The organism is Delftia deserti, assembly GCF_042653485.1.
Taxonomy (GTDB): Bacteria; Pseudomonadota; Gammaproteobacteria; order Burkholderiales; family Burkholderiaceae_C; genus Comamonas; species Comamonas acidovorans.
Genome location: NZ_JBHSIH010000001.1, coordinates 4,847,543 through 4,873,169, shown reverse-complemented (window position 1 = coordinate 4,873,169; position 25,627 = coordinate 4,847,543). Strand labels below are relative to the sequence as shown.

The following is a 25,627-nucleotide window of genomic DNA, read 5'->3' as shown; positions in this document are numbered from 1 at the left end:
AAAAACAGGTCAAACAGAAATCAGCCAATCCGAGCAATCACAGCCCCCAGCACCTGCGCCTTCCCCGCCTCGGCCACCAAAGCCACCACCCCACTGCGATGCGCCGTCACCTGCATCTCCATCTTCATGGCCTCCATGACGGCAATCACATCGCCTTCCTGGACGGTATCGCCATCCGCCACCTTCCACGCATGCAGATTGCCGGCAATGGGTGAGGTGACGGCAGCAGGGTCCACGGCAGATTCGGCAGCGGGCGCGGCAGCCACGCCGCCGCCAGCCGAAGCCAGCCCCTGCAGCAGTACGGCCGGCAGGCCCAGCGACACGCGGCGCCCGTCGATCTCGACCGCGCAGCGCACCAGGCTGGCGTCGGGCAGCGGCTCGGCGCGCACGGCGGCGGCCAGGGGCTCGGCGAAGTCGGATTCGATCCAGCGCGTGTGGACCTTGAAGCCGTCGTGGCCCACGAAGTCGGCATGGCCGATGACGGCGCGGTGGAAGGGCAGCACGGAAGACAGGCCTTCGATGCGGAACTCGGCCAGGGCGCGGCGGGCGCGGGCCAGGGCCTGTTCACGCGTGGCGCCGCTGACGATGAGCTTGGCCATCAGCGAGTCGAAGCTGCCGGGCACGACCGAGCCGGTCTGCACGCCCGTGTCCAGGCGCACGCCGGGGCCCGAGGGCGGATCGAAGCGCACCACGGGCCCGGGCGTAGGCAGGAAGCCGCGTCCCACGTCTTCGGCGTTGATGCGGAATTCGATGGAGTGGCCCAGCGGCGCCGGGGTTTCGGTGATGGACAGCGGCAGGCCGTCGGCCACGCGCAGCTGCTCGATCACCAGGTCCACGCCCGTGGTCTGCTCGGTCACGGGGTGCTCGACCTGCAGGCGCGTGTTGACTTCGAGGAAGGAGATGGCACCTGTCTGGCTCAGCAGGAATTCCACCGTGCCCGCGCTGACGTAGCCGGCCGCCGCGCAGATGTCGCGCGCCGAGCTGTGGATGCGGGCGCGCTGCTCGTCGCTGAGGAAGGGCGCCGGGGCCTCTTCCACCAGCTTCTGGTTGCGCCGCTGCAGCGAGCAGTCGCGCGTGCCCAGCACGACCACGTTGCCATGGGTGTCGGCCAGCACCTGGGCCTCGATATGGCGGGGGCGGTCCAGGAATTGCTCGACGAAGCATTCGCCGCGGCCGAAGGCGGTGACGGCCTCGCGCACGGCCGAGTGAAAGAGTTCCTCCACCTCGTCCATGCGCCACGCGATCTTCATGCCGCGCCCGCCGCCGCCGAAGGCGGCCTTGATGATGATGGGCAGGCCGTGCTGCTGGGCAAAGGCCAGCACTTCGCCGGCATCCTTGACGGGGTCGGGCGTGCCGGCCACCAGGGGAGCGCCGACCTGCAGGGCGATCTTGCGCGCCTCGACCTTGTCGCCCAGCTTGGCGATGGTCTCGGGCGTGGGGCCGATCCAGCGCAGGCCCGCATCCAGCACGGCGCGCGCAAAGGCTTCGCTTTCGGACAGGAAGCCGTAGCCGGGGTGCACGGCGTCGGCGCCGCTCTTGTGCGCGATGGCGATGAGCTTGGCGATGTTCAGGTAGGTGTCGGCCGGGCGCTCGCCGTCCAGGCCATAGGCCTCGTCGGCCATGCGCACGTGCAGGGCGTCGATGTCGGCATCGGCGTAGACGGCCACGGACTTCACGCCGTAGTCGGTGCAGGCGCGGGCGATGCGGACAGCGATCTCGCCACGGTTGGCAATCAGGACTTTTTTCATGATCTGCTTCTTTCAGTTGCTGGGAGCGCCCTGCGGCGCTCCACCACGTTCAATTCGTCGATTCCCCGGCGCCGGGCGTGTACTCCTCGAAGGCGCGGATGGGGTTGAAGCGGATCCAGGCGCCCACGGGAATCTGGCCGGCCAGATCGAGGTGGTGCGGCGCCACGCAGCCGATGACGGGATAGCCGCCCGTCAGCGGATGGTCGGCCAGGAACAGCACGGGCTGGCCGCTGGGGGGCACCTGGATGGCGCCCAGCGGCGTGCCTTCGCTGGGCAGCTCGCCGGCCACGGCGCGCGCCAGGGGCTGCTCGCCCGCCACGCGCAGGCCCACGCGGTTGGACTGCGGCGTGACCTGCCAGCGCTGCGCGGCCAGCAGGGCCACGGCCTCGGGCGTGAACCAGTCGGTGCGCGGACCCAGCTCCACGTCCAGCACCACGTCCTGCCCGGTGGTGGGCAGGGACTCGGGCGGCAGCTCGGGTGCGGCCACGGCCTTGCGGTCTGCAGGCCGCACGGGCAGGACCTGGCCCACGGTCAGGGCGGCTGGGCCGACATTCGCCAGGGTGTCGGTGCAGGCACTGCCCAGCACGGGCGTGACGGCAAAGCCGCCGCGCACGGCCACATAGCAGCGCGCGCCGGCCACGGGCTGGCCCACGGTCAACTGGTCGCCATCGGCCAGGGCCACGGCCTGGTAGCGCGGCACGCTCCAGCGCTGGCCAGCCCCGGTGGTCACGGTCAGGGGCGCATCGGCGCCCGTGATGGCGACCACGGTCTCGCCCTGGCTTTGCAGCGACAGGCCACCGCCCACGGTCTCCAGCACGGCCAGGTCGCTGGCATTGCCGACCAGGCGGTTGGCAGCCTTGAAGGCGGCCTGGTCCATGGCGCCCGAGGCCGAGACGCCCTGCCCGGCCTGGCCCAGCCGGCCACGGTCCTGGAACAGCGTCATCAAGCCCGTGGCCTTGACGCGCAGCGCGTTGCCTCCATGCGGCGCGGCCTGCGCCACGGCGGGCGCGGGCGCGTCATCCACCTGGACCATGCCGGCCGCATCGACAAAGCGCACGCGGTAGCCGGGCTGCAGCAGCGCAGGCAGCTCGCGCGACAAATCCCACATGCGGGCCGAGGTGCGGCCTATCAGTTGCCAGCCGCCCGGGCTGGCCTGGGGATAGACGGCGCTGAAGCTGCCGCCCAGCGCCACCGAGCCGGCCGGCACGCGCGTGCGCGGCGTGGTGCGGCGCGGCACGTTGAAGATCGGATCGCCCCCGCTGAGGTAGGCAAAGCCGGGCGCAAAGCCCGTGAAGGCCACGGCGTACTCGCTGCCCGTGTGGCGGCGCACGACTTCCTCGGGCGTGATGCCCAGCAGCTGCGCTACATCGGCCAGGTCCTCGCCGTCGTAGTGCACGGGAATCTCGACCAGCACATTGCTGCGCTCGGCACGCTGGTCCAGGTTGCGCGCGGCAATGCGGCGCACCAGCTCGGCCACGCCCAGCCTGGCGGGAGCGAACTGCACGAGCACGGTGCGCGCGGCAGGCACCAGTTCCTGCACGCCATCGATGGGCTCGCGCTGCAGCGAGCCCAGCAGGGCCAGGGTTTCATCCAGATCGGCCAGCTCCACCATCAGGGCCTGGCGGTTGACGGGTAGAAAGCGCATGGCCGCTCCTCAACCTGCGAAGGAGGAGATACGCACCCCCTCCTGCTCGAAACGCTCGCGCAGATGGCGTGCGATGGCCACGGCGCCGGGGCTGTCGCCATGCACGCAGATGGAGTCGGCGGCAATGCGCACGCGGCTGCCGTCCACGGCCTCGACCACGCCTTCGCGCACCAGCATGAGCATGCGCGCGGCGATCTGGTCCACGTCGTGGAGTACGGCGCCTGGGTCGCGGCGCGAAACCAGGGTGCCTTCGGGCGTGTAGCCCCGGTCGGCAAAGGCCTCGGCCACCACGGTCAGGCCTGCGTCGCGCGCCCAGTCGATCAGGGGCGAGCCGGCCAGAGCCACCAGCACCAGGCTGGGATCGATCGCCCGCATGGCCGTGATGACGTCGGTGGCCTGGCGCCTGTCGTGGGCGATGGTGTTGTACAGCGCGCCGTGCGGCTTGACGTAGCGCACCTCGGTGCCCGCCACGCGGGCCAGGCCCTGCAGCGCGCCGATCTGGTAGATGACGCCGGCCACCAGGTCGGCGCTGGCCACGTCCATGTTGCGCCGGCCGAAGCCGACCAGGTCGGGATAGGACACATGGGCGCCGACAATGGCGCCGCGCTCGCGGGCGGCCTTGAGCGTTTCCAGGATGCCTGCCGGGTCGCCGGCATGGAATCCGCAGGCCACGTTGGCACTGCTGACGATATCGAGCATGGCGGCATCGTCGCCCATGCGCCATCCGCCCAGGCTCTCGCCAAGATCACTGTTCAGGTCAATTTTCATCGTTCTCTCCTCGCCGGTCTCGGTGCACGGGGTTCAGTGCAGCTGCCCGGCGTTTTCCTTCAGATCCTGGGTCACGGTCAGGGCCGTGCGAATGGTCTCGCGCACGGCCTCCACCTGGTCGGCCAGGGACATGCTGGGCATGCCCGGCTTGCGCGCTGCCTGTTCGGGCAGGGCCGGCACGTGGATGAAGCCGCCACGCGCGCCCGGCGCAGCCTTGCCCTGGGCCAGCCAGTGCATGAGCGCGAAAAACACGTGGTTGCAGACAAAGGTGCCCGCCGTGTTGGACACGGAAGACGGAATGCCGCGCGCACGCAGGTTGTGCACCACGGCCTTGATGGGCAGCGTGCTGAAGTAGGCCGCCGGCGCCCCGGCGATGACGGGCGTGTCCACGGGCTGGTATGCCGCGTGGTCGGGGATGCGGGCATCGTCCAGGTTGATGGCCACGCGCTCGGGCGTGAAGTCGAGGCGCCCGCCCGCCAGGCCCAGGCCGATGACCAGCACCGGCTGCAGCTGCGCCAGCGCCTCTTCCAGCTGGCGCAGCGACTCGCCGAACACGCAGCGCAGCTGCAGGCCGTGGACGGTGGCGCCGGCCACGGTCTGGCCATGCAAGGCACGCGCCACCTCCCACGAGGGATTGACAGGGTCCTGCTCGAACGGCTCGAAGCCGGTCACCAGGATGCGCGGGGAAGTGGAATCGGTCATGGCAGGGGTCCGTTCCTCAACGGAACATCAGGAAGTACAGCAGGAAGACATTGGCCGTCAGCAGGGCCAGGGCCGTGGGCACCTGGGCTCGGATCACGGCATTCTTGTCGATCTCCAGCAGCGCGGCGGGCACCAGGTTGAAGTTGGCCGCCATGGGCGTCAGCAGCGTGCCGCAGTAGCCCGAGAGCATGCCGATGGCCGCCATCACGGCCGGGTCGCCATGGTAGACGCCGACCAGGATGGGCACGCCCACGCCGCCCGTCATCACCGGGAAGGCGGCAAAGCCGTTGCCCATGACCACGGTGAACAGCGCCATGCCCAGCACGTAGACGGCCACGGCCACGAAGCGGATGTCCATGTTGATATAGGTGGTGGTCACATAGGCCACGGCCTTGCCCACGCCGGCGTCCGAGAACACCAGGCCCAGCATGCCCAGCATCTGGGGCAGGACCAGGGCCCAGCCCAGCGCATCGGTCAGGCGGCGCGATTCGCGCATGCCCTGGGCCGGCGTCTCGCGGGTCAGCCAGCAGGCCAGGCCCAGGGCCAGCACGCAGCCCACGCCCAGGCTCACCAGCGTGGTGGCCTTGGGGTCCAGCAGGGGCGTGCCGCCGAAGACCAGGTGCGAGGCGCTCAGCGTGCCGACCATGGTGATCAGCGGAATCGCCAGGGCGGGTGCGAACAGCTTGTTGCCCAGGCGCTTGGCGCTGGCCAGGTAGTCGGCATCGCTGCGCGGCGCATGGCGGCCGCTGCCCACGCCGCCGAAGCCGGCGATCAGGGCCATGGCCACGGCGATCACGCCCACGACCACGGGCGACAGTTCATTGCCCACCAGGAAGACGGCCGCGTACAGCGCCCAGAACAGGCCGCTGGACCAGCGCTTGGGGTTGCTGGCATCGCGCAGCGTCATCACGGCCGTGACGGCCAGGACGAAGCCGACCAGGTAGTACAGGTGTTGGATGGTCAGCGTCATTTCAGGCTCCCTTGGCTTGGGTGGCGTTGGCGTTGGCTGCGTCGGCTTCGACACCGGCCTTGTACTGGGCCAGTTCGCGCTCCAGCATGCGGTCCAGGCGGCGCAGGCGCCAGGCATGGATCACGAAGGCGCAGATGGCCGTGGGAATGCCCCACAGCGCGACGTGGATGGGCTCGACCTCGATGCCGGCTTCCTTCAGGAAGGTGGTCATCAGCACGATGGCGCCGAAGGCCACGAAGATGTCCTCTCCGAAGAACAGGCCCACGTTGTCCGTGGCGGCCGAGTAGGCGCGCAGCTTGTCGCGCACCTTGGCGGGCAGGATGCCGTAGCGCGACTGGGTCGCACCTTCGGCCATGGGCGCCAGCAGCGGGCGCACCATCTGCGGATGTCCGCCCAGGCTGGTCAGGCCCACGGCGGCCGTCAGCTGGCGTGCGGCCAGGTAGACGATGAGCAGGCGGCCCGCGGTGGCCGACTTGATGGAACTGATCCAGTTCTGCGCGTGCTGGCGCAGGCCATGGCGCTCCAGCAGGCCGATCACGGCCAGCGGCAGCAGGATGATCAGCGGCAGGTTGCGCGTCTTGATGAAGCCCGTGCCTATGGTGGCGAGCACCTTGTCGACGGGGAAGCCCGCCGCCAGTGCCGTGCCGATGGCCGTGACGATCACGACCAGCATGGGATTGAAGCGCAGCACGAAGCCCGCAACGATGATGGCCACTCCGATAAGCGGCCAGAGATTGACGTCAGTCAGCATGTTGATTCCCCCTTCACACCCCGGCGCGCGGCGGCCGTCAAGCCGCCCCGCAGGCTCAACCCGGTGGCGTGGAGTGCGCTGCCAACCTGGTTTTGTTCAACAAAACAAAGAATTTGTCTTACAGAAACGAATTGTGATTAAGACAATCAGCGCATGCTGATAGTACAAACCCGCATATCCATGCCCAAGGAATGAGCACACCGGGAGTTTTCAAAAGCCAAAAACTATCGAATATTGAACATCCATAGGATGCATGAACACAACAATGCCCCTGCCCCGGTATCGCCGGTGACGAGGCCGCCTCCTACAATGGGCCGCCCTCCCGGCCTGCGGCGCACGCGTGGCAGTCGGCGTGAATGGCACCTTCCTGCTCCCATCCCCTTTGTCCGAGCTCTGAATCCATGCAACGCCGTCAACTTGTCTCCCTGCTTCCCCGTGCTGCAGCCATCGCAGCGGTTCCCGCGCTGGCGCCAGCCTTCGTGCGCAATGCCTTCGCCGATGAGGCAGGCCTGTCCGCCAAGACCATCACCATCGGCTGCTCGGCCGCCATGAGCGGCCCGCTGGCCGGGTTCGGTGCCGACATCAAGCTGGGCACGGAAGCGGCCATGGCGCAGATCAACGCGCGCGGCGGCATCCAGGGGCGCACGCTGCAGCTGCAGATGGTCGACGACGGCTACGTGCCCCAGCGCACGGCCGACAACGTGCGGCAGATGCTCTCCAAGGGCACGGCCTTCGCCCTGCTGTCCTGCGTTGGCACGCCCAACAATGCCGCCGTCATCCCGCTGATCGAGGAAGCCGGCGTTCCCTATGTGGCGCCCTTCACGGGTGCCTCGTCGCTGCGCAAGGGGACGCGCAACGTCTTCCATGTGCGCGCCAGCTACACCACCGAGGTCCGCCGCCTGGTCCAGCGCCTTGCAGGCATGGGGCTCAAGGGCATCGGCATCGTCTACCTGGACAACGCCTACGGCCGCGAAATGCTGGAGGACGCCACGCGCGCCATGGAGGCCGAGAAGATGGCCCCCGCCGTGCAGGCGGCCATCGCCACCGATGGCAAGAATCTGGCCGACGTGTTGAACAAAGTGGACGCAGCCCACCCCTCGGCCGTGCTGCTGGCCACGGCCGGCACGGTGTCGGTCGATCTGGTGCGCGGCCTGCGCAAGAGCGCGCCCGGCGTGCTGCTCACCGGCCTGAGCGTGACCCTGCCCAACGACAGCCTCAAGCCGCTGGGCGAGGACGCCCGCGGCATTGCCCTGACCATGGTCGTTCCCGCGCCGCACCAGGCCAAGATGCAGGTGGTGCGCGACTACCAGGCCGCCATGCGCGCCCACGGACAGCAGGAGTTCTCGCTGGGCACGCTGGAAGCCTATGTGAACACGCGCGTGCTGGCCGAGGGCCTGGAGCGCGCAGGCCGCGACCCCAGCCAAGCCAGGCTGCGCTCGGCGCTGGCCGGCATCCGCAACTGGGACATGGGCGGCTTCGTCATCGACTACAGCGGCCAGACGCCCCATGTCGGCTCCAGCTTCATCGACCTGGGCGTGCTGGGCGCCAGCGGACGCTTCATCGGCTGAGCCCGCGGCTTGTCCGGGACGGCCCCGCCCCTGGCTACACTGCGTTCTGGCCTTTGCACAGCAACTCCACCATGACCCGCAGCACCGAGATCCTGAACCTGACCGACCGCGTGACCGAGCAATTGCGCAGCAAGCTGATCGACGGCGCTTGGGAGCCCGGGCAAAAGCTGTCGGAGACCACGCTCAGCGAAAGCCTGCAGATCTCGCGCAACACGCTGCGCGAGGCCTTCCGGCTGCTGACCAAGGAGGGGTTGCTGGTGCACGAGCCCAACAAGGGCGTGTCGGTGGCGGCGCCCAGCATCGCCTCCATCATCGACATCTACCGCGTGCGCCGCATGGTGGAGTGCCAGGCGCTGGCCCAGGCCTATCCCATGCACCCGGCACGCAGCCTGATGCGCGAAGCCGTGGAGGCGGCCCAGCGCCACCGCGAAGCCCAGGACTGGTCGGGCGTGGGCACGGCCAACATGAGTTTTCACAAGGCCGTGGTGCAGCTGGCCGACAGCGAGCGCCTGGACACCATGTTCGAGCATCTGCTGGCCGAGCTGCGGCTGGCCTTCGGCCTGCTGCGCGACCCGCACTTCCTGCATGCCCCCTATGTGGACATGAATGCGCGCATCCTGCAGCAATTCGAGGACGGCAAGCCGGCCGAGGCCGCTGCCGCGCTCAATGACTACCTGGTGCATTCGGAGCGGTTGATCCTGGCCGCCTACGCCCGACGCCTGGCTGAAAAGGGCATCAAGGTGTGAGACAAAGACACCCCCTGAGCGGCTGACGCCGCTTCCCCCTCTCTACTCGCTTCGCGAGGGAGGGGGACGACACCCTCGGGGCGGGGCGGCGCGGCCGGCGTAGGCCCTTCCTCGGTGTCCCTGGCTTTTCGGGCGCGCCGGCTTCATGGGCTATGGGTAACGCACAGCGCCAGGGATCACTGGCTCGTGCTCAACGCGAGGCCTTGCGCCGCGCGTCCAGGCTCCAGCGCGCCACGGGCGCCAGCATCAGCTGCACGAATCCCCCGGCGATCGCCAGGTTCTTCAGGAACTGCACCAGCTGGCCCTTGTCGCCGAACTGGTTGTGGAACATCAGCGCCGACATGACGCTGAACACGGCCATCACGGCCGCGGCCTCGCGGGTGCGCCAGCCCAGCAGCAGGGCCGTGGCCACGCCCAGCTCCACCACCAGCGCCATGGCATACGACAGCATGGGCAGCGGCAGGCCCGCCTTGGCGATATAGGCCATGGTGCCCTCCGGCCCCATCAGCTTGCCGATGCCGCTGTAGATGAACAGCAGGCTCAGCAGCACCCGGGCCAGCAGCGGTGCGAAGTCGGCCCAGGGCGATGCTGCGGCGTGGGCAGCGCGATGCGTGGCGGCGCGCGTCATCGCATCAGCCCGGGACACGGCCGGAACCCTGGCCTTCGGCCGCCTTCACCGAGCCGCCCAGGCGCTGCACTTCGGCCAGGTACTCGGGGCCGCTGCGCATGCGCTGGTACCGGGCCAGGCGCTGCTGGTAGTCGGCATCCCAGTGGTTCACGTCGGACTCGCGGTAGACATTGAGGCCGGCGCGGTTCCACAGGGCCAGGTCGGCCTGAACCTCGGCGCGCGACAGCGCCGGGCCGGAGGCGACGGGCTCGGCGCCGAACCAGGTTTCTGCAGATACCGTGGCGGCCGGTGCGGCCGGTGCGGCCGAGGCCATGCCCGACCACAAGGCGGAGGAAAGGGCGGCGATGGCGAAGAGGGTCTTTGCGTTCTTCATGGCGAATCCTTTGTCAAATCCTGCAGCGCGTGATTGCGTTCTGCATGGCTGCAGTCTCGTCTTCGCCGGCCTGCGCGTCAGTGCCTAAACGCACAGCTTTGCGCAAACTCTCCTGCTCCCGCGCTCACCGTCCACGCCCACCATCCACGTCCACCACCCACGCTCATGGCCACTGCAGGCCGGGCCGCGCCACATGCAGGGCCGGCAAGGGCTCGGAGCGCCCGCGCACCTGCACCTGCCGGACTTCGCCCAGGCCGTCGGCCACGCCCGCGCGGCGCGCCACCTCCAGCGACAGCACCAGCCGCGCCTGGGCGCTCTTGGTGTATTCCTGCAGGCGGCTGGCCGTGTTGACCACCTCGCCCACGGCCGTGAAGGTGGTGGCGTGTTCGAATCCCACGCGCCCCACGGCGGCTCGCCCCGCGTGCAGGCCCATGCCGAAATCGACGCTCTGCCCGAACTGCGCCTCGAAGGTGTGGCTCCATTCCTGCATGCGCCGGTCGATGAGGGCGCTGGCCTGCACGGCCTGGCGGCAGGCCGTGTCCAGGTCGGTGTCCAGGCCGAAGATGGCCATCACGCTGTCGCCGATGAACTGGTTGGCCATGCCGCCGCTGTCGTGCACGGCCTGGCCCACGCGCTCGAAATACTGGTCCAGCACCCAGGACAGGTCCACGGGCCATTGCCGCTCGGCCAGGCCCGACCAGCGGCGCAGGTCCACGAACAGGATGGCCACCTCGCGCACCTGGCGGACCTCGCGCTGCTCATCGCCCCGCCCGGCCTGGGCGGCTGCCGGCGAGCGGAACAGCGGCGCCACCTGCACATCGCCCGTGGGCCGCAGCTGGCAGGCCAGCCGCACGTCCTGCGGCGCGCCCACGCGCTCCAGCGTGAGGCGCTCGTCCCGCCCCGGCACGGGCAGGTGGGCAGGCGGGCCGGACACGCGCACCCGGCAGGTGGAGCAGCGCGCCCTGCCGCCGCACAGCGACAAATGGGCAATGCCATGCTCGCGGCTGGCCTCGAGCACGCTCATGCCCTGGGCCACCTGCACGGTGCGGCCCGGATAGTGCAGCAGCACCTGGCGGGCGCCGCGCAGGCGCATGCGCCGCCACAGCCAGGGGCCGGCCAGCAGCGCGGCCAGGCAGGCCAGCCAGCCCTGGCGCAGCCCGGTCGTCAGCGCGCGCAGCCACTGCGATGCCTCGGGCGAGGGGCCGGCCGGCGCTGGCAGGCCGGCCGCCGCGATCTCGCGCGCCATGGAGACGATGCCCAGCGCCGCCAGCACGGGCAGCAGCACGGCGGCCGTGAGCAGCAGCGGCTGCCAGCGCCGCCACCAGCCCCGCGCACGCAGGGCCATGTGCAAGCCCATGCAGCCATGGGTCCAGGCAGCCGTCATCAGCAGCAGCTGGATGGCCATGCCGGACGGATTCCAGGAAGAACGCACGATGCGCGCATACGAGGGGTCCACGCCCCAGGCCTCCTGCGCCAGCCGCGTGGCCGGCACGTGCAGGGCCAGCAGCAGCGGAAGGCCCAGGCCCAGCAGCAGCCGCACGGCCTCCAGCGCCGGCATGCGCAGGCTGCGCCGCCGCGCGAGCGCCTGCAGCGCCAGCCCCATGTGCACGGCCAGCGCGCCGTAGAGCAGCAGGCTGCCGGGCAGGGATCGCCACGCGCCGTGGACCAGCTCGCGCACGGCCTCGGCCGTGCCCAGCGAGACCAGGCCCAGGGCGTGATTGGACAGGTGCAGGGCCGCATAGGTCCACAGCACCAGGCCGGTGGACCAGTGGAGGCTGCGCAGGGACGGCAGAGCCGGCAAAGCCGGACGAGGGACACGGGCCATGGAAAGCGATGATGCGCCCGACGGCGGAAGAAGACAGGAGAAGACCGGAAGAACGGCAGCTTGAAGGAACTTAGGCCGGGCCTGGCCGATCCAGAATCTTTGTACCTTACGCCCGCTATTGGTTCCATGGCCCACCCCACCCAGCCCTCCAGTTTCGCCCTGCGCGGCATCGCCCTGTTCGAGGGCCTGGGCAGCGCCAGCCTGGACCGCATCGCCGCCGACTGCGAATGGCGCCCGCTGCAGGCCCGCCAGCCCGTGTTCAGCCGCTGCTCCACGGGCAGCGACGTGTTCTTCCTGGTCAGCGGGCGCGTGCGCATCACCACCTATTCGCCGGGCGGGCGCGAGGTCAGCTTCCGCGACTACGGGCCCGGCGAGCACTTCGGCGACCTGGCGGCCATCGACGGCCAGGCCCGCTCCACCGATGTGGTCACCCTGGAGTCCTCGCTGCTGGCCAGCCTCTCGCGCCAGGACTTCCTGGCCCTGCTGGCGCGCGAGCCCGCCATCGCCCTGCGCATGATGGAAGGCCTGGCCGGCCTGGTGCGCCGGCTGACCGACCGCGTCATGGAACTGAGCACCCTGGGCGTGCCCACGCGCCTGCACATGGAGCTGCTGCGCCTGGCGCGGGAGGCGGGCGTCTCGCCCGAGCACACGGCCCTCATCAGCCCCGTGCCCTCGCACTCGGTGCTGGCCAGCAAGATCAGCACCAACCGCGAGCAGGTCACGCGCGAGCTGGGCGCCCTCACCCGGCGCGGCCTGCTGCGCAAGGAGGGGCGCCAGGCGCTGCTGGTGACCGATGTGCGCGCGCTGCAGGCGCTGATAGCGCAGGAAAGCTAGGCGGACTCCATTCGCCAGCCCTGCGGCGACCACACCAGGCGGTCGGTCAGACCGATGGCCTGCAGAAAATCCTCGTCATGCGAGACCACGACCAGCGTGCCGGCATAGCCGCGCAGCATGGCCTCCAGCGCCTGCAGGGAAGGCAGGTCCAGGTGGTTGCAGGGCTCGTCCAGCAGGAGCAGGGGCGCGGGCGGCTCGGCATGCAGCGCGCAGGCCAGGGCGGCCTTGAGCTGCTCGCCGCCGCTGAGCCGGCCCGCAGGCTGCTCCACCTGCCGGGCCGCCAGCCCGAGCCAGGCCAGGCGCGTGCGCAACACATCCACGGGGGTGCCGGGGCAGGCGTCCTGCAACTGCTCCATCACCGTGCGCCCGGGCTGCAACAGGGACAGGCGCTGGTCCAGGTAGGCACAGGCCTGCATGCGGCGCACCTCGCCCGCCTGGGGCGCAAGACGGCCCGACAGCACATCGAGCAGGCGCGTCTTGCCGCAGCCGTTGGGACCGGTCACGGCCAGGCGCTGGCCGCCGTACAGGGAAAGGTTCAGGCGCGGCCCCGTGGAAAACGAAAACGGCAGCAGCACATCGTCCAGCAGCGCCACCACGTCGCAGGGAGCGCCAGCCGGTGGCGGCACATGCATGCGGATGCCGGCCTGCAGGTCGATCTGGCGCGCCGCCTCGCGCACGCGCTGGTCCAGCTCCTCGCGCATGTCTGCATGCTGGCGGCGCAGCCGGCCGGCCGACGCCTCGCTGCGCTCCTTTTGCCGGTCCAGCAGAATGCGCGCCTGGTTGGCCTCCTGGCCCTGGCGGCGGCCGCGCGCCTCGCGGCGCTGCTGGCGCTCCTGCTGCTCGCGCAACTGCTGCGTTTCGCGGCGGCGCTCCAGCTTGCGCTGCTCCAGCAGTTGCGCCGCCGAGGCCATCTCGCGCGCCTTGGCCTCGGCGTAGAAGGCGTAGCCGCCGCCGTAGCTGCGAAGCCCCTGCGGCGACAGCTCCACGATGCGGTCCATGCCCTGCAGCAAACTGCGGTCATGGCTGACCACGACCAGGCCACTGGGCCAGCGCTGCAGTTGCGCGGCCAGGGCCTGGCGGCTTTCACGGTCCAGGTGGTTGCTGGGCTCGTCCAGCACCAGGTGGTCGGCGCCCGACAGCAGCGCGCCCGCAAGGGCCACGCGCATGGCCTCGCCGCCGCTGAGGGCGTGGCCCGGCGTATCGGCACGCAGATGGCCCAGGCCCGCCAGCTCCAGCTGGGCCTGCAGGCGCTGGCGCAAATCCCAGCGGTCGGCCAGCCGCTCGAAGTCCCGGGCATCGCAGCTGCCGCCCTCGATGCGCGCCAGCGCATCCAGCGCGGGCTGCAGCCCGGCCAGCGCCGCCACCGAAGGCTGGTCATGCCAGTCCGTGCGCTGGGCAACATATAGCACCTGCCCCGAGCGCAGGCAGCGGCCCTGCGAAGGCGCCTCCAGCCCGGCCAGGATGCGCGCCAGCCGCGACTTGCCCACGCCGTTGCGCCCCACCAGGCCGGTGCGGCGGTGGTCCAGGGTTTCGGAAAGATCGGAGAAAAGGCGGCTGCCATCGGGCAGCACGCAGGAAACGCCGTCGAGCGTGATCGTGGTATTCGTCATATCGCAGTTCATGGATGCCAACGCAGTTCCTTGCCGCTTTGCATGCATTGCGCGTGCGGCGGGCAGGGTCGGGAAAAGCGGGCCGCTGGGACAGCGGCAGCATCAATGGCGCATGGGACGAATACCTCCTGCAATGGCGAACGAAACCGCCATTATAAAAATCATGGGCCGTTCGTGCCGGCCGCCACGTCACCGGCGCCGCGTGCAAAGGCGCCAGCCTCCGCCGCTGGCGGCGCGGAGCCGGTGGAGCCGGCCTGCCGGGCCGGGTTCGCTGGCGCCGGCGGCGTACAGGGGTTCAGGGACTGTGCCGGCGGGCGGCCCTGAAAGCACAGGGCGTTGAGCGCGATCCAGAGAGGCATGGTTCAGGTTCCGGGGTCGGCAGCAGGCGGCGGCCGGCGCGCGCTGCCGCGCGGCCCGGCGATGCGCCGCTGCCATTCAAGGACGAAGACGAAGAAGACGGGCACGAAGAAGACGGCCAGCACCGTGCCGCTGACCATTCCGCCGAACACGCCCGTGCCGATGGCGTGCTGGGTCTCGGCGCTGGCGCCCGATGCCAGCATCAGCGGCACCACGCCCAGCGCAAAGGCCAGCGAGGTCATGAGGATGGGCCGCAGCCGCAGGCGAGCGGCCTTGATGGCGGCTTCGCGCAGGTCCTGGCCTTCCTCGCGCAGCTGCTTGGCGAATTCCACGATCAGGATGGCGTTCTTGGCCGACAGGCCGATGATGGTGATCAGGCCCACCTTGAAGAACACATCGTTGGGCATGCCGCGCAGCAGCACGGCCGCCACGGCGCCCAGCAGGCCCAGGGGCACGACCAGCATCACCGACAGCGGGATGGACCAGCTCTCGTACAGCGCGGCCAGCACCAGGAAGACCACCAGCATGGACAGGGCCATGAGCAGGGGCGCCTGCGCGGCCGACTGGCGCTCCTGCAGCGACTGGCCGGTCCAGGCCACGGCAAAGCCGGGCGGCAGCTGGGCCACCAGCCGCTCCATCTCGGCCATGGCCGCGCCGCTGGAGATGCCGGGCGCAGGCGTGCCCGAGATGCGCGATGCCAGGAAGCCCTGGTAGCGCACCAGCTGCAGCGGCGTCTCCGACCACACGGGCGTGGCGAACTCGGCCAGCGGCACCATGGCGCCCGCGGCATTGCGCACGTTCAGCCTGAGCACATCATCGACCTGCATGCGCGCAGGCGCGTCGGCCTGCACGATGACCTGCTGCATGCGTCCGGCATTGGGAAAGTCGTTCACGTACAGCGAGCCCATGGCCGTGGACAGCGTCTCGCTGATGGCGGCAAATCCCACGCCCAGCGCCTGGGCCTTCTGGCGGTCGATCTCCAGCCTCACGCTGGTGCCCGATGGCAGGCTGTCCTGGTAGGCCGAGCCCAGCACGCTGCTGCCGCCTGCCAGCGCCAGCAACTGATCGGTGGCCGACTTGAGGGCGGCATGGCCCTGGCCCGTGCGGTCCTGCAGGTACATGGTGAAGCCCGAGGAGGTGCCCAGCTCGTCGATGGCCGGTGGCTGCAGCACCATGATGGCGCCCTCGGGCGCGTGTTCCATGGCCTTTTGCGCGAGCGAGACTTCCTCGCCTGCCGTGGCACCGTCGCGCTGGTCCCAGTCCTTGAGCGTGGTGAAGGCCATGGCCGCGTTCGGGCCCGAGCCCGCGAAGCTGAAGCCCAGCACCGAGATGCTGGAGGCAATGCCGGGGCGCTGCGCCACATGCTCCTCATAGCGCTTGACGATGTCCAGCGTGCGCTCGGCCGTGGCATCGGCCGGCAGCTGGATGGACGCCATGAAGTAGCCCTGGTCCTCCTCGGGCAGAAAGGCCGAGGGCAGCTGGCGCAGCGCAAACACCAGGATGGCCACGATGGCCGCGAACAGCAGCATCATGCGGCCCGTGCGCCGGACCAGGCCCGTGACATGGGCCTCGTAGCGGTTCGTCAGCCGCTCGAAGCCGCGGTTGAACCAGCCGAAGAAGCCCTTCTTCTCGTGGTGGCCTGCCGCCACCGGCTTGAGCAAGGTGGCGCACAGCGCCGGCGTCAGGCTCAGGGCCAGGAAGGCCGAGAACAGAATGGACACCGCCATGGACAGCGTGAACTGCTGGTAGATCACGCCCACCGAGCCGCTGGCGAAGGCCATGGGAATGAACACCGCCGTCAGCACCAGGGTGATGCCGATGATGGCGCCCGTGATCTCCTTCATGGCCTTGAGCGTGGCCTCGCGCGGGGACAGGCCCTCCTCGGCCATCAGGCGCTCCACGTTCTCCACCACCACGATGGCGTCGTCCACGATGATGCCGATGGCCAGCACCATGCCGAACATGGTCAGCACGTTGATGGAAAAGCCCGCCACCAGCATCACGGCGAAGGTACCCAGCAGCGCCACGGGCGCCACGATGGCCGGGATCAGCGTGTAGCGCAGGTTCTGCAGGAACAGGTACATCACCAGGAAGACCAGCACCATGGCCTCGACCAGGGTCTGCACCACCTTCTCGATGGAGATCTTGACGAAGGGCGCGGTATTGAACGAGATGGTGTGCTCCATGCCCTGCGGCAGGATGGAGGCCAGCTCGGCCATGCGCTTTTGCACGGCGGCGGCCGTGCGCACGGCGTTGGCGCCCGGCGACAACTGCACGGCGGCGCTGGTGGCGGGCTTGCCGTCCTCGCGGTTGGAGAAGGCATAGGACTGCGCGCCCAGCTCCACGCGCGCCACGTCGCCCAGCACCAGGCGGGAGCCGTCGGCATGGGCGCGCAGCACGATGGCCGCGAACTGCTCGGGCGAAGTCAGCTGGCCCTGCACGGTGAGCGGCGTGGTCACGCGCTGGCCCGGTGCGATGGGCGCATCTCCCACGCGGCCCGGGGCGATCTGCATGTTCTGCTGCTGGATGGCCTGGGTCAGGTCGCCCATGGACAGCCCGTAGGAGATCAGCTTGGCCGGATCGACCCAGACGCGCATGGCACGCTCGGTGCCGAACAGCTGCACGCGGCCCACGCCCTCGATGCGCCGCAGCTCCTCGACGATATTGCGCGCCATGTAGTCGTTGAGCGCCAGCTCGTCGAACTCGCCGCCCGGCGAGACAAGGCCCACCAGCAGCAGAAAGCTCGACGTGGCCGACTCCACCTGCAGGCCGTTCTGGCGCACCGCCTGCGGCAGCCGCGGCTCCACGGCCTTGATGCGGTTTTGCACATCCACCTGGGCCAGCTCGGGGTTGGTGCCGGGCTTGAAGGTGGCCTTGATCTCGGCCGAGCCCGAGGTGTCCACCGAGGACTCGAAGTACAGCAGGTGGCGGACGCTGGACAGCTCGCGCTCAATCAGCGAGACCACGGAGTCATTGAGCGTCTTGGGCGTGGCGCCCGGGTAGGTGGCATACAGGCTCACCGTGGGCGGCGCCACCGTGGGATAGCGCGAGATCGGCAATTGCGGAATGGCGAGCACGCCCAGCAGCACGATGAACAACGCGATGACCCAGGCAAAGACGGGCCGGTGAATGAAGAACTGTGGCATGGACGCGAGGTCTGGTTTTCAATGCACGCCAGGGCGCGCTGCGGAAAAAAACACGGCGCCTGGCGCCGATGCATCTGATGGGGCATCCGGATGCAGATCCAGATTGCCAGGAGGCATGGGGATGGAGGAAACTCCTGCCGGTGCGGCTTCGGCCTGCGGCGTGTTGCCGCCAGGGCCATTCATCCATGGAGCCGCTGCAAAGCTAACAGCTCTCCCACCCGCTCATACGGCATTGCCGCTGTGACTTCATATTCAGGGATTTGTTTCGCATGCCGGCCAGTTGCGGCGGCACAGGGAAACAGCTTGCGTTCTTTCGATGGCATTTCGGCCCGGAAAATGTGGAAGAACGATGGAGATGAAGACAGGCCCCGCCGCGACCCAAAATGGCTTCTATCATTGCCCAGCCCTTGCCTTTCCAGCCATCGACATCGCTCATCCTCGTCGCCGAGGACGAGCCCGAGATCGCAGACATCCTGTGCGCCTACCTGGCCCGCAGCGACCTGCGCACCGTGCATGCCGCCGATGGCCAGCAGGCCCTTGAACTGCACCACCACTTGAAACCCGATCTCGTACTTCTCGACGTGCAGATGCCACGCCTCGACGGCTGGCAGGTGCTGTCCGAAATCCGCCGGCGCGGCGACACGCCCGTCATCATGCTCACCGCTCTCAACCAGGACGTGGACAAGCTCATCGGACTGCGCATGGGCGCGGACGACTACGTGGGCAAGCCCTTCAACGCGGCCGAGGTCGTGGCGCGCGTGCAGGCCGTGCTGCGCCGCTCCAGTCAGGCCCGGCGCCGCGACACGCAACTGCTGCAGGCCGGCCCTTTCCGCGTGGACCTGGACAGCCGCGAGGTCAGCGTGCAGGTGCAGGGCGCCACGCATGTGCCCGATCTCACCGTGACCGAATTCAACCTGCTGGCCAGCCTGGTGCGCTCGCCCCGGCGCGTGTTCAGCCGCGCCGAGCTGCTGCTCGGCTGCCTGCCCGAAGGCCACACGCTGGAGCGCACGGTGGACAGCCACATCAGCAAGCTGCGCAAGAAACTCGAAGGCCTGGGCCTGCAGGGCATGCCCGACAGCGTGCGCAGCGTGGGCTACCGGCTGGGGATGGATCCATGAGCGCAGTGCCGTGCCTCCCCAAACCAGCTCGCCCCCGCCTGGCGGGACAGGCCGCAGGCCGAAGGGTGCTGTCATGAGCACAGCGGCGGGCCTGCGCCGGCAGGTGGTGCTGACCATGTCGGCCGTCACGCTGGCCGTGGTGGTGCTGTGCGTGCTGGGTTCGTACGCCTTCTATGCGCTGCTGCTGACCTTTCACCCGGCCAGCGTCTCCGACGGCTGGATGCCCTCCAGCGTGGAGCTGGCCTGGGTGCTGCTGACCCTGGTCATCGCCCTGCTGATCGCCATCTTCGTGGCCACGCGGCTGTCGCGGCGCATCCTGCCCTCGCTGGACTCGGTGGCCATCAGCCTGCGCCAGCTGGCCGAGGGCGACCTGTCGGCGCGCGCCAGCACGGACGACAGCGCGCTGCACGAGGCCGCGCAACTGGTGCACGACTTCAACAGCCTGGCCCGGCGCCTGGAGGGCATGGCGCAGGAGCGCGCCTTCTGGAGCGCGGCCATCGCCCATGAGCTGCGCACGCCCGTGACCATCCTCAGCGGGCGGCTGCAAGGCCTGTCCGACGGCGTCTTCCTGCCCAGCAAGGACATGCTGGCCAGCCTGATGACCCAGGTCGAGGGGCTGACCCGCCTGATCGACGACCTGCGCCTGCTGGGCCTGCAGGAGAACGGCCACCTGCAACTGCAGCTGCGCCAGACCTGCCTGGCGGGCGAGGTGCGCTCGGTGGCCCTGGCCGTGGGACCGGCGCTGGAGCAGGCAGGCCTGCAGCTGGCAATGGAACTCGATGACCAGCCCGTGGTCTGCGACCCCGTGCGCATACGCCAGGCCCTGCTGGCGCTGCTGGAAAACGCCATGCAGTACGCGCAGCCGGGCCCGCTGCTGGTGGCCACGCGCGTGCGCCAGGGCCTGTGCACCGTGCGCGTGGAAGACAGCGGCCCCGGCGTGGCGGCCGACCTTGCGCCGCGCATCTTCGACGCCTTCCAGCGCGGCGACAGCGCCCGCAGCCGAAGGAATGCCAGCGTGGGGGCAGGCAACGGCAGCGGACTGGGCCTGGCCGTGGTGCAGGCCATTGCCCAGGCCCACGGCGGGCGGGCTCAGTGCCTGCCGGGCGAGCGTGGCGGCGCGCTGTTCGAGCTGAGCTGGCCGGCCTGATCCGGCCAGGCCCGCACGGATCAGTGCGCGCCCTGCGGGCTGCTCTCCCCGAAATCATCGGCCAGCACATGCCGCGCACCCCAGGCGGCGGCCAGCGCGCCGGCCCGGCCCAGGCGCACGCGGCCTGATTCAAAGTCCACGATGCCTGCCTCCTGCGCCGCCGCAGGCCGCGCAGGCCGCTCGCGCGTGCGGCCGTCGGTGAGCAGCCACAGCCAGCCCTGGCAGGAGGCGTCTGCGCCGCAATGGCGCTGCAGCAACTGGCCCGCCTGCTCCACGGCCGCCTGCAGCGGCGTGCCGCCGCCCCCGCCAATGGGAGCGATCCAGTCGTCATTCCAGGCCGCGGCCTTGCGCGGCGGCAGGCGCAATTGCACGCGCGTGCCCGCAAAGCAGATCAGCGCCACCTGCTCGCGGCGGCGGTAGGCCTCTTCCATCAGCGACAGCAGCACGCCCTTGGCACGCGCCAGTGCGCCACTGCCGGCCATGGAGGCCGAGCAATCGAGCACAAAGCAATGCAGCCGCGTGGCCTGCGGCGGCTCGCGCCGGCGCTGCAGATGTTCGGGCGCCAGCGCCTGGGCACCGCGCGCGGCCAGCGTGCGCGGCCAGTCCCAGCTGCCGGTGGCCTGCCCGCCTTGCGACTGAGCCAGCCGGGGCTGGCCTGCCGCCTGCTGGCCCGCCCTCGCATCCCTTGCCCGTGGCGTGGGGCCGCGAGGGCTCAGGCTTTTTTTATGGCGGGCGCTCCCGCCTTTGCGGCCTCGCGGGCCAGCAATGAGGGCACGGCGACACGCAGCAGGCCCACGGGCTCGGGCGGCATGGCGCCCCAGTCAGTCTCGGATGGCGGGCTGTCGCTTGCACCGTTGGCCGTGGATTCTGCAGGCGGCCGGCTTTGTGCCGGCGACTGCGAAGGCGGATTCGATGGCGCTTGCTCTGGTGATTGCTGCTGCTGCGGCTGTGGCTGCTGCGCCCCCGGCTTGCGGCGGTGCACCAGCACCAGCTCGGCCACGGCCTGCACATGGGCGGGCGCCACATCGGCATCGCCCAGCCAGGCGGCCCAGGCGCGGGCGGCACGCAGCAGCACCAGGTCGGCGCGCAGGCCGTCCACCTGGGCGGCAATGCACAGCGTGCCGGCGGCCTGCAGCACCGCGTCGGACCAGGGCAGCGCGCCGGCCGGCTGCAGCCGCTCGCGCGCCGTGCGCAGCTGGGCGGCCAGCGCGGCCTGGGCGTCTGCATGCCGGGCGCGGAAGGCCGCGGGATCGGCATCGAACATCAGGCGCGCGCGCACGATGGCCTGGCGCTGGGCCGCATCCTCCACATTGGCCAGGCGCACGCACAGGCCCAGGCGGTCCAGCAGCTGCGGGCGCAGCTGGCCTTCCTCGGGGTTCATGGTGCCCACCAGCACGAAGCGCGCCGCGTGGCGGTGCGAGATGCCGTCGCGCTCGACCACGTTGACGCCGCTGGCGGCGGCATCCAGCAGCACATCGACCAGGGCATCGGGCAGCAGGTTGATCTCGTCCACATAGAGCACGCCGCCATGGGCGCGCGCCAGCAGGCCGGGCGCGAATTCGAGTGCATGGCCGGCCATGGCCCGGCCCAGGTCCAGCGAGCCGGCCAGATGCTCCAGCGAGGCCCCCAGCGGCAGCGTGACGAAGGGTGCGGCATCGATAAGCTCGGCCAGCGCACGCGCGGCCGTGGACTTGGCCGTGCCGCGCGGCCCCTCGATCAGCACGCCGCCCAGTTGCGGGTCGATGGCGGCCAGCAGCAGCGCCTGGCACAGCAGGGGCTGGCCCGCGATGGCGGCAAAGGGAAACAACGGCGGCAGCGCAGGCTGTGCACCGGCGCCCAGGTCAGGGGTGGCGGTCATCCGCGCAATCCTTCGAGGTGGTTTTCATGTTCCAGCAGCAGGTCTTCCAGCTGCTGGCGATAGTTGCCGGGCTGCTCCCACAGGCCGCGCTGCATGGCTTCGAGCAGGCGCTCCAGCATGTCGCGCAGGGCCTGCGGATTGTGCTGCACGAGAAAGTCGCGCGTGGCCGCATCCAGCACATAGGCGTCGGCCACCAAGGCGTACTGGTGGTCGCCCACCTGCTGCGTGGTGGCGTCGAAGCCGAAAAGATAGTCCACCGTGGCCGCCATCTCGAAGGCGCCCTTGTAGCCGTGGCGCTTGGCACCGTCCATCCACTTGGGATTGGTGACGCGCGAGCGCACCACGCGCGCAATCTCCTCCTTGAGCGAGCGCACGCGCGGCTGGGCCGGGTTGGCATGGTCGCCGTGGTAGAGCGCGGGCTGGCGGCCCGACAGATGGCGCACGGCCGAGGCCATGCCGCCCTGGAACTGGAAGTAGTCGCCCGAGTCGAGGATGTCGTGCTCGCGGCTGTCCTGGTTGTGGGCCACCACGTCGAGCTCGCCCAGGCGGCGGCGCAGCGCATCTCCTGCGGGCACGCCCTCGGCGTCCTGGCCGTAGGCGTGCTGGCTCCAGCCCAGGTAGGCCTGGGCCAGGTCGGCATCGCCCTGCCAGTCGCCGCTCTGGAACAGTCCGCCCAGGCCCGATCCATAGTGGCCGGGCGGCGCGCCGAACACGCGCCAGCCGGCCTGCCGGCGGGCCTGCACGGCGTCCATGCCCTGCGACTGCAGCTGCTCGGCCTCGGCCAGGATGCGCGCGCGTATGGGGTTGTCCTCGGCGTCCTCGTCCAGCGCGGCCACGGCCTGCACGGCCGCGTCGAACATCTGCACGGCACCCGGGAAGGCGTCGCGGAAAAAGCCCGAGATGCGCAGCGTCACATCCACGCGCGGCCGGCCCATGCCCACGCGCGGCACCACCTCGAAGTCCACCACGCGCTGGCTGCCGGGCGCCCATTTGGGGCGCACCCCGATCAGCGCAAAGGCCTGGGCGATGTCGTCGCCACCCGTGCGCATGGTGGCCGTGCCCCAGACCGACAGGCCCAGGGTGCGCGGGTACTCGCCATGCTCCTGCAGATAGCGCTCCAGCAGCCTGAGCGTGGCCTGCTGGCCCAGCTCCCAGGCAGCCTGGGTGGGAATGGCGCGCGTGTCCAGCGTGTAGAAATTGCGCCCCGTGGGCAGCACGTCGGGCCGCCCGCGCGAGGGCGATCCGCTGGGCCCGGGCGGCACGAAGCGGCCCTGCAGGCCGCGCAGCAGCTGGCGCAGTTCCTCGCCGCCGCAGGCATCCAGCGCGGGCGCCAGCACGGCATGCACCTGTTCCAGCGCGGCCCGGGTCTGCGGCCAGTCATGGGCTTCGGTCTCGCCCTCCAGCAACTGCTGCGCCAGCAGCTCCAGGCGCTCGCGCGTGTCGCCTTCATGGCGCCAGGGCTCGTCGCTCACGGCCTGCAGGGCGGCGGGGCGCGCGCCGGTCCAGGGGCGTGCAGGCTCCATGCGCAGCGGGTCGAACCCGGGGCTGTCCAGCAGGTCGGCGGCCAGCGCCTGTATCAGGCCCTGGCCTTCGTCCGACGGGAAGCGCGCCAGCGCCAGCAGCGTGTCGCGGCGCTGGCGGCCCTGCGGCGATGCACCGAAGACATGCAGGCCGTCGCGGATCTGGGTTTCCTTGAGCTCGCACAGGTAGGCGTCTATGCGTTCGAGCACGGCATCGTCGTCCTGGGCGGCACCGGGCGCCAGGTCCAGCTCCTGGTCCAGGTGCTGGCGGCGCACGATGTCCAGGATCTGGCGGCGCAGCAGCGCGCCGCGCCGCGCATCGACCAGCAACGCGTCGTAGTACTCGTCCACCAGGCGCTCCAGGTCCTGTAGCGGGCCGTGGTTTTCGGCGCGCGTCAGCGGCGGCATCAGGTGGTCGATGATCACGGCCTGGCTGCGGCGCTTGGCCTGGGCGCCTTCGCCGGGATCGTTGACGATGAAGGGGTACAGGTGCGGCAGCGGCCCGAGGATGGCATCGGGCCAGCACGCGCCCGACAGCGCCAGGCTCTTGCCCGGCAGCCATTCGAGGTTGCCGTGCTTGCCCACATGCACCATGGCGTCCACGGCAAAGCGGTCGCGCAGCCAGAAATAGAAGGCCAGGTAGCTGTGGGGCGGCACCAGCTCGGCATCGTGGTAGCTCGCATAGTCCTGGGCGCCCAGTCCCGTGCCTCCCAATGCACGCGCCGGTTGTATGCCCACGAAGACATGGCCCAGGCGCAGGCCCGCGATCATGAAGCGGCCCTGGCGCAGCAGCGGGTCGGCCTCGGGCGCGCCCCAGCGCGCAGTAATGGCGTCGGCCATGCCGTCCGGCAGCGCGGCCAGGCGCGCCAGGTACTCGTCCAGCGCATAGCTTTGCCAGGCCGGGCGCAGCGGCCACTGGGCGGGGTCGTTGGCAATGCCCTGCTGCAGCAGGTGCATCAGCGCCTGGCCATCGGCGGGCAGCTGCGCGGGGTCGCCCAGCTCATGCCCTTCGGCGGCCAGGCGCTGCACGATGGCGATCACCGAGGCCGGCGTATCCAGCCCCACGCCGCTGCCGATGCGGCCCTCGCTGCCCGGGTAGTTGGCCAGTACCAGGGCCAGGCGCTTGTCGCGCGCGGGCAGGCTGCGCAGGCGGCACCAGCGCCAGGCCAGGTCGGCCACGAAGTCCACGCGGTCGGGCTCGGGCTGGTAGGCCACCACGTCGGCCTGGGTGAAGGCGCAGCGGTGGGACAGGCCCTTGAAGCTGATGGCACGCGTGATGATGCGGCCATCCATCTCGGGCAGCACCACCTGCATGGCGATGTCGCGCGGGCGCAGGCCCTGGCTGTCGGCCCACCAGTCCTCGCGGTTGCCGCCGCTGGCGATCACCTGCAGCACGGGCGCATCGCCGGCCAGGGCCGTGCCCGATTCCAGCGCCGAGAACGCCGTGGTGTTGAGCACCAGCTGCACGGCATGGTCTTCGCAGAGCTGGCGCAGCGTGGCCAGGCACAGCGGGTCCTTGAGCGAGTCCAGCGCCACGGGCAGCGGGTTCATGCCGCGCTGCTGCAGCGACAGGGCCATGGCGTCGAAGGCCGCCGTATTGCCCGCCAGCAGGTGGGAGCGGTAGAACACCAGGGCCACGGTGGGTGCGCCGGGCGTCCAGGCGCGCTGCAGGTCGTCGATGCCGGCCACGTCATGGGCCTGCAGCCGGACAGGGTTGGGGGCCTTCTCGAACAGCGCAGGCGGCACGTGCACGGCCGCCTGCGGCAGGGTGCGCGGCGGCAGCGGCGCATCGCCCCGGTCCAGCCCGTGGTAGACGGTGGCCTTGAGGAATTCGCGCGCATTGGCCGCGCCGCCCGAACGCAGGTACTGCCACAGCTGGCGGCAGGCGGCGGCCGGCAGCGTGCTGCGCGCCAGCAGGTGCGGGTCTTCCTGCAGGTCACCCGAGAACATGGCCAGGCGCTGCCCCTTGCGGCGCGCCAGCGAGCCGATCTGCTCGATGCCGTAGGGCCAGGCCGATTCCGAGCCCAGGTGGTCCACGATGACCACGCGCGCATGGCGCAGCACCTCGTCCACATACAGGTCCAGCGAGGCCGGCTGGCGCAGGTACAGCAGATTGGCCAGCCGCACCGAAGGGAAGTCCGCCGACGCCCCGGCCAGCGCGGCCACGGCCGAGGACAGCAGGGCCAGCGTGGTGTCGGCCGAGCTCAGGATGACGATGTCGGCCGGCGTCTGGTCGAGGCGGGTGACGATGCTCTCGTCCTCGACGAAGCCGCCGGGGCGCGTGGACAGCAGGTGCATGGAACAGGTTTCAGT

20 protein-coding genes are annotated in these 25,627 nt (G+C 70.3%); 5 read left to right on the top strand and 15 right to left on the bottom strand.

What is annotated here, in order from left to right; all coding sequences use genetic code 11:
* Positions 1-20 precede the first annotated feature (20 nt).
* The 6 genes from ACFPFG_RS23230 to ACFPFG_RS23205 are packed head-to-tail and all read right to left on the bottom strand — an operon-like array spanning position 21 to position 6,584.
* Entirely contained in the window at positions 21-1,748 is a 1,728-nt protein-coding gene (locus tag ACFPFG_RS23230; RefSeq protein WP_197954988.1) for an acetyl/propionyl/methylcrotonyl-CoA carboxylase subunit alpha, read from the bottom strand.
* Between the two features lie 49 nt (positions 1,749-1,797).
* A complete protein-coding gene (locus tag ACFPFG_RS23225; RefSeq protein ID WP_380108440.1) occupies positions 1,798-3,393 on the bottom strand; it encodes a 5-oxoprolinase subunit B/C family protein in 1,596 nt (531 codons plus the stop codon).
* Positions 3,394-3,402: 9 nt separating this feature from the next.
* Positions 3,403-4,161, bottom strand: a complete 759-nt coding sequence (locus tag ACFPFG_RS23220) for a LamB/YcsF family protein (protein WP_183019602.1) — start codon at positions 4,159-4,161, stop codon at positions 3,403-3,405.
* A 33-nt stretch (positions 4,162-4,194) separates the two neighbouring features.
* Positions 4,195-4,863 carry a pyroglutamyl-peptidase I gene (gene pcp / locus ACFPFG_RS23215; RefSeq protein ID WP_183019603.1) on the bottom strand — a complete coding sequence of 223 codons (669 nt, stop codon included), beginning with the start codon at positions 4,861-4,863 and terminating at the stop codon, positions 4,195-4,197.
* Between the two features lie 16 nt (positions 4,864-4,879).
* Complete coding sequence (locus ACFPFG_RS23210; RefSeq protein WP_183019604.1) at positions 4,880-5,833, bottom strand: DUF979 domain-containing protein; 954 nt, start codon at positions 5,831-5,833, stop codon at positions 4,880-4,882.
* Position 5,834: 1 nt separating this feature from the next.
* The gene (locus tag ACFPFG_RS23205; RefSeq protein WP_183019605.1) at positions 5,835-6,584 is read right to left on the bottom strand and encodes a DUF969 domain-containing protein; all 750 of its coding nucleotides are present in this window, start codon (positions 6,582-6,584) and stop codon (positions 5,835-5,837) included.
* Between the two features lie 401 nt (positions 6,585-6,985).
* Here ACFPFG_RS23205 and ACFPFG_RS23200 point away from each other — a divergent pair, with 401 nt between their 5' ends.
* Together ACFPFG_RS23200 and ACFPFG_RS23195 are read left to right on the top strand one after the other, a co-directional pair.
* Positions 6,986-8,152 carry an ABC transporter substrate-binding protein gene (locus ACFPFG_RS23200; protein WP_312374318.1) on the top strand — a complete coding sequence of 389 codons (1,167 nt, stop codon included), beginning with the start codon at positions 6,986-6,988 and terminating at the stop codon, positions 8,150-8,152.
* 71 nt (positions 8,153-8,223) lie between these two features.
* Positions 8,224-8,898 carry a GntR family transcriptional regulator gene (locus ACFPFG_RS23195; protein WP_183019607.1) on the top strand — a complete coding sequence of 225 codons (675 nt, stop codon included), beginning with the start codon at positions 8,224-8,226 and terminating at the stop codon, positions 8,896-8,898.
* 190 nt (positions 8,899-9,088) lie between these two features.
* Here ACFPFG_RS23195 and ACFPFG_RS23190 read toward each other — a convergent pair whose 3' ends face one another.
* The 3 genes from ACFPFG_RS23190 to ACFPFG_RS23180 all read right to left on the bottom strand — a co-directional run bounded on the left by ACFPFG_RS23190 (position 9,089) and on the right by ACFPFG_RS23180 (position 11,724).
* Entirely contained in the window at positions 9,089-9,544 is a 456-nt protein-coding gene (locus ACFPFG_RS23190; protein ID WP_223275169.1) for a DoxX family protein, read from the bottom strand.
* On the bottom strand, positions 9,531-9,899 hold the full coding sequence (locus ACFPFG_RS23185) for a DUF4148 domain-containing protein (RefSeq protein WP_380108435.1): 369 nt from the start codon (positions 9,897-9,899) through the stop codon (positions 9,531-9,533). Before ACFPFG_RS23185 ends, ACFPFG_RS23190 begins: the two co-directional genes overlap by 14 nt.
* Positions 9,900-10,062: 163 nt before the next feature.
* Entirely contained in the window at positions 10,063-11,724 is a 1,662-nt protein-coding gene (locus tag ACFPFG_RS23180) for an adenylate/guanylate cyclase domain-containing protein (RefSeq protein ID WP_380108433.1), read from the bottom strand.
* A 126-nt stretch (positions 11,725-11,850) separates the two neighbouring features.
* Here ACFPFG_RS23180 and ACFPFG_RS23175 point away from each other — a divergent pair, with 126 nt between their 5' ends.
* Positions 11,851-12,558: a Crp/Fnr family transcriptional regulator gene (locus ACFPFG_RS23175; protein ID WP_099752885.1), complete on the top strand. Its 708-nt coding sequence runs from the start codon at positions 11,851-11,853 to the stop codon at positions 12,556-12,558.
* Here the strand turns inward: ACFPFG_RS23175 and ACFPFG_RS23170 are convergent.
* The 3 genes from ACFPFG_RS23170 to ACFPFG_RS23160 all read right to left on the bottom strand — a co-directional run bounded on the left by ACFPFG_RS23170 (position 12,555) and on the right by ACFPFG_RS23160 (position 17,671).
* Complete coding sequence (locus ACFPFG_RS23170; RefSeq protein ID WP_380108431.1) at positions 12,555-14,180, bottom strand: ABC-F family ATP-binding cassette domain-containing protein; 1,626 nt, start codon at positions 14,178-14,180, stop codon at positions 12,555-12,557. The genes ACFPFG_RS23175 and ACFPFG_RS23170 overlap by 4 nt on opposite strands.
* Positions 14,181-14,329: 149 nt before the next feature.
* Complete coding sequence (locus tag ACFPFG_RS23165; protein ID WP_380108429.1) at positions 14,330-14,527, bottom strand: hypothetical protein; 198 nt, start codon at positions 14,525-14,527, stop codon at positions 14,330-14,332.
* Between the two features lie 3 nt (positions 14,528-14,530).
* Positions 14,531-17,671, bottom strand: coding sequence for a multidrug efflux RND transporter permease subunit (locus tag ACFPFG_RS23160; protein WP_380108427.1), 3,141 nt, complete (start codon positions 17,669-17,671; stop codon positions 14,531-14,533).
* Positions 17,672-18,054: 383 nt separating this feature from the next.
* Here ACFPFG_RS23160 and ACFPFG_RS23155 point away from each other — a divergent pair, with 383 nt between their 5' ends.
* Positions 18,055-18,789, top strand: a complete 735-nt coding sequence (locus ACFPFG_RS23155) for a response regulator (protein ID WP_183019614.1) — start codon at positions 18,055-18,057, stop codon at positions 18,787-18,789.
* Between the two features lie 73 nt (positions 18,790-18,862).
* Positions 18,863-19,936 (top strand): sensor histidine kinase, encoded by a 1,074-nt coding sequence (locus tag ACFPFG_RS23150; protein WP_183019615.1) that lies wholly within the window; start codon positions 18,863-18,865, stop codon positions 19,934-19,936.
* Between the two features lie 20 nt (positions 19,937-19,956).
* Here ACFPFG_RS23150 and ACFPFG_RS23145 read toward each other — a convergent pair whose 3' ends face one another.
* The 3 genes from ACFPFG_RS23145 to cobN all read right to left on the bottom strand — a co-directional run bounded on the left by ACFPFG_RS23145 (position 19,957) and on the right by cobN (position 25,612).
* Entirely contained in the window at positions 19,957-20,439 is a 483-nt protein-coding gene (locus ACFPFG_RS23145) for a vWA domain-containing protein (protein ID WP_310889396.1), read from the bottom strand.
* A 209-nt stretch (positions 20,440-20,648) separates the two neighbouring features.
* A complete protein-coding gene (locus ACFPFG_RS23140; RefSeq protein ID WP_380108424.1) occupies positions 20,649-21,794 on the bottom strand; it encodes an ATP-binding protein in 1,146 nt (381 codons plus the stop codon).
* Entirely contained in the window at positions 21,791-25,612 is a 3,822-nt protein-coding gene (cobN, locus tag ACFPFG_RS23135; protein ID WP_183019617.1) for a cobaltochelatase subunit CobN, read from the bottom strand. Before cobN ends, ACFPFG_RS23140 begins: the two co-directional genes overlap by 4 nt.
* Positions 25,613-25,627: the final 15 nt, after the last annotated feature.

Coding starts and splice junctions, on each gene's coding strand:
- ACFPFG_RS23230 (WP_197954988.1), bottom strand. CDS start 1,748: ATGAAAAAAGTCCTGATTGCCAACCGTGGCGAGATCGCTGTCCGCATC.
- ACFPFG_RS23225 (WP_380108440.1), bottom strand. CDS start 3,393: ATGCGCTTTCTACCCGTCAACCGCCAGGCCCTGATGGTGGAGCTGGCC.
- ACFPFG_RS23220 (WP_183019602.1), bottom strand. CDS start 4,161: ATGAAAATTGACCTGAACAGTGATCTTGGCGAGAGCCTGGGCGGATGG.
- pcp (WP_183019603.1), bottom strand. CDS start 4,863: ATGACCGATTCCACTTCCCCGCGCATCCTGGTGACCGGCTTCGAGCCG.
- ACFPFG_RS23210 (WP_183019604.1), bottom strand. CDS start 5,833: ATGACGCTGACCATCCAACACCTGTACTACCTGGTCGGCTTCGTCCTG.
- ACFPFG_RS23205 (WP_183019605.1), bottom strand. CDS start 6,584: ATGCTGACTGACGTCAATCTCTGGCCGCTTATCGGAGTGGCCATCATC.
- ACFPFG_RS23200 (WP_312374318.1), top strand. CDS start 6,986: ATGCAACGCCGTCAACTTGTCTCCCTGCTTCCCCGTGCTGCAGCCATC.
- ACFPFG_RS23195 (WP_183019607.1), top strand. CDS start 8,224: ATGACCCGCAGCACCGAGATCCTGAACCTGACCGACCGCGTGACCGAG.
- ACFPFG_RS23185 (WP_380108435.1), bottom strand. CDS start 9,899: ATGAAGAACGCAAAGACCCTCTTCGCCATCGCCGCCCTTTCCTCCGCC.
- ACFPFG_RS23180 (WP_380108433.1), bottom strand. CDS start 11,724: ATGGCCCGTGTCCCTCGTCCGGCTTTGCCGGCTCTGCCGTCCCTGCGC.
- ACFPFG_RS23175 (WP_099752885.1), top strand. CDS start 11,851: ATGGCCCACCCCACCCAGCCCTCCAGTTTCGCCCTGCGCGGCATCGCC.
- ACFPFG_RS23170 (WP_380108431.1), bottom strand. CDS start 14,180: ATGAACTGCGATATGACGAATACCACGATCACGCTCGACGGCGTTTCC.
- ACFPFG_RS23165 (WP_380108429.1), bottom strand. CDS start 14,527: ATGCCTCTCTGGATCGCGCTCAACGCCCTGTGCTTTCAGGGCCGCCCG.
- ACFPFG_RS23160 (WP_380108427.1), bottom strand. CDS start 17,671: ATGCCACAGTTCTTCATTCACCGGCCCGTCTTTGCCTGGGTCATCGCG.
- ACFPFG_RS23155 (WP_183019614.1), top strand. CDS start 18,055: ATGGCTTCTATCATTGCCCAGCCCTTGCCTTTCCAGCCATCGACATCG.
- ACFPFG_RS23150 (WP_183019615.1), top strand. CDS start 18,863: ATGAGCACAGCGGCGGGCCTGCGCCGGCAGGTGGTGCTGACCATGTCG.
- ACFPFG_RS23140 (WP_380108424.1), bottom strand. CDS start 21,794: ATGACCGCCACCCCTGACCTGGGCGCCGGTGCACAGCCTGCGCTGCCG.
- cobN (WP_183019617.1), bottom strand. CDS start 25,612: ATGCACCTGCTGTCCACGCGCCCCGGCGGCTTCGTCGAGGACGAGAGC.